Consider the following 4466-nt stretch of genomic DNA (forward strand, 5'->3'; position numbering starts at 1 on the left):
CCCGCTTTCATTTCAGAACCTTTTGGCCGCACATTTGTTCCCTGCTTTATCGCTTCGTCCTCTATAATTAAAGTTGAATCTTGTACAATAACTTTTTCCTGCATTACCACTGTATCTGCACCCGGTGGCACAGGTGCACCCGTAAAAATGCGGATGGTTTTTCCTTCTGCAAGTAAAATTTCTTTTTCACTTCCCGCTGCAATTTCACCATCAATAATTAATTTTTTATGCTCTTGCCAATGACTGAATGAAAATGCATAACCATCCATTGAAGATTGTGGAAATGCAGGAATGTCAACAGTTGAATAAACATCTTCTGCCAAAATTTTTCCTGCTGCTTTTTGCAGCGGCATTTGTACCGGCTGCAATGCAACAATATTTTGTTCAATTATTTTTTTTGCTTCGTCAACTGATATCATGCTGCTATTCTCTAACGGGGTATTTAAAATTTATTATTAAAATATTATAGTTTTATAAATGCTGTATTTAATTTTATAAATGTTTTAAATAATGTGTTCAAAAGCCCCTCTGGCAATGTCGTTAAGTTAAGCATTTTGTAAAGACCTCACCCCAACCCCTCTCCAAAGGAGAGGGAACTGGAATTGGGAGATTTATAATTTTAATACCTTTAACTTGATCACTTTGCCCTTCGGGAAGTTTGGGACTTTGCTTATTATCCCCCAATCGTAATCATACTCCTGTTATTAATATCTTCCGCATGTATATGCTCAAAATCGGGTGTAAACTGTCCGCCTAATTCTTTTGCTTTGCTGCTGATGCATTGCTGTATCATTGGCAATATCGCTTCACCATTGCGTAAGGCAGATAATAAATCTGTTTCTTCTTTTGAAAATAAACAGTTCTTCATTTTACCATCGGCGGTTAAACGCATGCGGTTACAATCGCCGCAGAAGTTTGCACTCATGGTACTGATGATGGCAAAGGTACCTGCATGACCGGGTATCATATATTTTTTAGCCGTGTCGTGTTTTTCATCTTTTAAACGGACGTAAGAATATTTTTCTTCTATTACATTCAATATTTCCTGCATTGTAAAAACTTTGTTACTCGTCCACCGGTTGCCGCTAAAGGGCATAAACTCTATAAAGCGGACATGTATCGGTGTATGTTTTGTCCATGCAATAAAATCGTTGATCTCATTATCATTAAAACCCTTCATGGCCACCACATTTATTTTTACATGAAAGTTTTTGTGTAACAGCAACTCAATATTTTTCATCACCACATCAAACTGGTTGCGCCGTGTAACCAGTTGAAATTTTTCTGCCTGTAAAGTATCCAGGCTAATGTTAAGCGAACGTACATTGGCTTTTTCCAGCACCTCCACAAATTCGTGCAGCCTGGTGCCATTAGTTGTAAGCGTAAGCGTAACGGGTAATTTTGATAAGGCCGTAATAATTTCTGCAGCATCTTTACGCACTAATGGTTCGCCACCGGTAAGCCGAATTTTATTTACGCCATTTGCTACAAATATTTTAGCAAGTTTTTCAATTTCATCCACCTGCATTAATTGCGAAGCAGGCGTAAACACATAATCTTCTTCGGGCATGCAGTAAAAGCAGCGCAGGTTGCAATTATCGGTAAGCGAAATTCGCAGGTAATTATGTACACGGTTATAATTGTCAATAATCATTTTCTTTTTTTAATAATTCATAATCTGCTGTAGTATCAATATCTGTTTCGCCTTTGGGAAAAGAAACTGATGCTGCTTTATCTGCATTATCACTGATCAATTTTCCTGCGCCTTTATCTCCTTTTAATTCCATCAATGCCGCAAAAAAACTTTTATCAAACAATGCCGGCGTACCTATTTTACCTGCGTAGCTGCTGGCAACAATGGGCAATCCTGTTTGTTGTTTTGTTGCTAATAATTTTAATAATAAAGAACTGTTTACAAAAGGCTGATCGCATACCATAAAGATAACACTATCGGGCTGCAGTATGGTAGCTGTAATATTTTGCAGTGCCGCACGGATAGATGAAGCCATCCCATCCTCCCAATTTTTATTTTCAATGATGATGGCAGGTTTATCTTTCAATTCTTTTTTCAGTAATTCCATATTTGCACCCAGCACCACAAAAACAGATAGGCAACCAGTTTCCAAAGCCGTATCCACCGCATGTCTTAATAAATTTTGTTTTTTGTAAACCAGCAATTGTTTAGGACTGCCCAAACGTTTGCTTACTCCTGCAGCAAGAATTACAATAGCACAATGTTTAATTGCATACTGCGTATTGTTCATTGTAAAGTTTTTACTGCTATCTGTGTATCCGTTCTGGAGTGTATCACATCTTGTTTATTGCGTAGTGAGCCACCGGTTTTATTGCTCAGCACTGCTTTAATTTCTGCAATAATACTTAGTGCAATTTCTTCCGCCGTTTCTGCACCAATCTCTAAACCAACAGGGCCATAAATGGAGTTTAATTGTTCATCTGTTAATGCAATACCCTCATCACGCAACTCATCCAGCATTCTTTCTAATTTCTTTTTTGGTCCTAACATGCCAATATAAATAACCTTGCGCTGCAGCAAAACTTTCAGCATGGCAAGGTCGTAATTATAGTTGTGTGTCATCATTACAAAAACAGTTTGACTGTCAATGGCAAGTTGTTCTAAAACTTTTTCGGGCTTGCTTACCAGCACCTGGCAGGCAGCGGTAAAGCGTTCGGATTTTGCATGAGTGCCCCGTCCGTCAACCACTCTAACTTCCCAACCTAATGTATCAGCAATCTGCATCATGGGTATGGCATCGTTACCGGCACCAACAACAACTAACGAAACCGGCGGTTGTAAAAATTCGATGAACGCAGTAACAGAAATATTTTTATACTCATAATTTTTAAATAAAGATGTCTGTTGCTGCATGACCAACTGCACATCTTCCATCACCGCATCCTGTAATTCAGCATAAGGAATTTCTCCCGAAATATTTCCATTGGCTTCCATCAGTAAACAAGTGCCGGGTTGTTTGTTTTTTTTATCTTGTAAAGAAAACAAAGTTACTAATACCGATTGCTGCCGCAATGCCACCGCCTTACGTAATAATTGAATGGGATTATTTTTATTGCCGGGATCAATGGGTTCAAACAAAACCTGTATCACGCCTTCGCAACCTAATTGAATGCCGATGGTAGCATCGCCTTCGTCGCTGGTATCGTAGGTAATTAATTTCGATTGCTGCTGCGATAAAACCAGCATAGCTTTTCGCAAAGCATCGCCTTCTAAACAGCCGCCGCTTATGGCGCCGGTAAGTTCGCCATCATCCGTAACCATCATTCTTGCGCCGGGGCGCCGGTAAGAGGAACCATCAACATGCACTACGGCTGCCATGGCCGATTTTTTTCCGGCATGCAGTGCAGTATCATATGCTTTTATTATTTGAAGGAGTTCTTTCATTTTTATTTTCCATCAATCTTATTTTCCATCCATCACAACAAAAACATTTTTTCATTTTTATATTTATCATGTTCCTGTCTTATTCATATCAGCCACACCGGCATTATATTTTAACCGCCGGCACGCCGGTAAAGCTGAGTTTAACCGGCAGAATAAAACCTTTGTCATCAAAAAATAATTGCTCAATGCAGGTAGCCCTGTTGTTGGCAGCCTTTTCGCCAAGCGGCCTGCGGTGATACACTATATACCAAAGATCTTTTTTAGCATTGTGCATTACAGAGTGGTGGCCGGCACCGGTAGCAATGGCTGAATCCTGCTGTAAAATTTTACCCACTCTTTCAAAAGGCCCAAAAGGAGTATCGGCTATGGCATACGCTACAGAATAATCCGGACCGGTCCAGCCGCCTTCGCTCCACATAAAATAATATTTGTTGTTACGCATAAACATAAACGGCCCTTCTACATAACCTTTGGGAGTGATCTCTTTAAACAAAGTACTGTCACTAAAAGGAACAATGCCCGTAAAATCATTTTTTAGTTTAGCAATATTGCAATGCTGCCAGCCACCGTAAATAATATAATACTGGCCATTTGTATCTTTAAATACAAACTGATCTATTGGTTGTGCACCATTATAAAATTTATCAATTAAAGGTTTGCCCAGGTAATCTTTAAAAGGGCCTTCGGGTTTATTGGCAACTGCCACACCAATGCCGCCATATTCGTTGTTGCTTTGTATATCGTTGGCAGCAAAAAATAAAAAATATTGTTTATCTTTTTGCACAATGGCAGGCGCCCACATGGCACGACGTGCCCATTTAATTGCCGCAGTGTCTAAAATTTTATGATGCGTTTTCCATTGCACTAAATTTTTTGAAGAAAAAGCATCAAAGAAAACCTGCTTTTCATATTTATCCGAATAAGTAGGATAGATCCAGTACCGATCTTTAAAAATAGCTGCTTCGGGGTCGGCGTACCAGCCTTTAATAATGGGATTGCCGGATGTGGGTATTTGTGCAATGGAATACATTGCTGTTACAAATAAAAA

4 protein-coding genes and 1 pseudogene are annotated in these 4466 nt (G+C 39.2%); all 5 read right to left on the reverse strand.

Going from position 1 to position 4466, the window contains the following annotated elements; translation table 11 throughout:
* Positions 1-419 (reverse strand): annotated as a pseudogene (locus ACY65O_RS17205) (molybdopterin molybdotransferase MoeA); the annotation flags it as partial.
* A 254-nt stretch (positions 420-673) separates the two neighbouring features.
* Positions 674-1654 carry a GTP 3',8-cyclase MoaA gene (gene moaA, locus ACY65O_RS17210; RefSeq protein ID WP_462222096.1) on the reverse strand — a complete coding sequence of 327 codons (981 nt, stop codon included), beginning with the start codon at positions 1652-1654 and terminating at the stop codon, positions 674-676.
* Entirely contained in the window at positions 1644-2264 is a 621-nt protein-coding gene (locus tag ACY65O_RS17215; protein WP_462222097.1) for a nucleotidyltransferase family protein, read from the reverse strand. Before ACY65O_RS17215 ends, moaA begins: the two co-directional genes overlap by 11 nt.
* Complete coding sequence (locus ACY65O_RS17220; RefSeq protein WP_462222098.1) at positions 2261-3418, reverse strand: XdhC family protein; 1158 nt, start codon at positions 3416-3418, stop codon at positions 2261-2263. The genes ACY65O_RS17215 and ACY65O_RS17220 overlap by 4 nt, the downstream gene beginning before the upstream one ends.
* Before the next feature lie 103 nt (positions 3419-3521).
* Positions 3522-4448, reverse strand: a complete 927-nt coding sequence (locus tag ACY65O_RS17225; RefSeq protein ID WP_462222099.1) for a glycoside hydrolase family 43 protein — start codon at positions 4446-4448, stop codon at positions 3522-3524.
* Between the last annotated feature and the right edge of the window lie 18 nt (positions 4449-4466).

This window comes from Ferruginibacter sp. (genome assembly GCF_031430955.1).
Taxonomy (GTDB): domain Bacteria; phylum Bacteroidota; class Bacteroidia; order Chitinophagales; family Chitinophagaceae; genus Ferruginibacter.

Coding starts and splice junctions, on each gene's coding strand:
- ACY65O_RS17215 (WP_462222097.1), bottom strand. CDS start 2,264: ATGAACAATACGCAGTATGCAATTAAACATTGTGCTATTGTAATTCTT.
- ACY65O_RS17220 (WP_462222098.1), bottom strand. CDS start 3,418: ATGAAAGAACTCCTTCAAATAATAAAAGCATATGATACTGCACTGCAT.
- ACY65O_RS17225 (WP_462222099.1), bottom strand. CDS start 4,448: ATGTATTCCATTGCACAAATACCCACATCCGGCAATCCCATTATTAAA.
- moaA (WP_462222096.1), bottom strand. CDS start 1,654: ATGATTATTGACAATTATAACCGTGTACATAATTACCTGCGAATTTCG.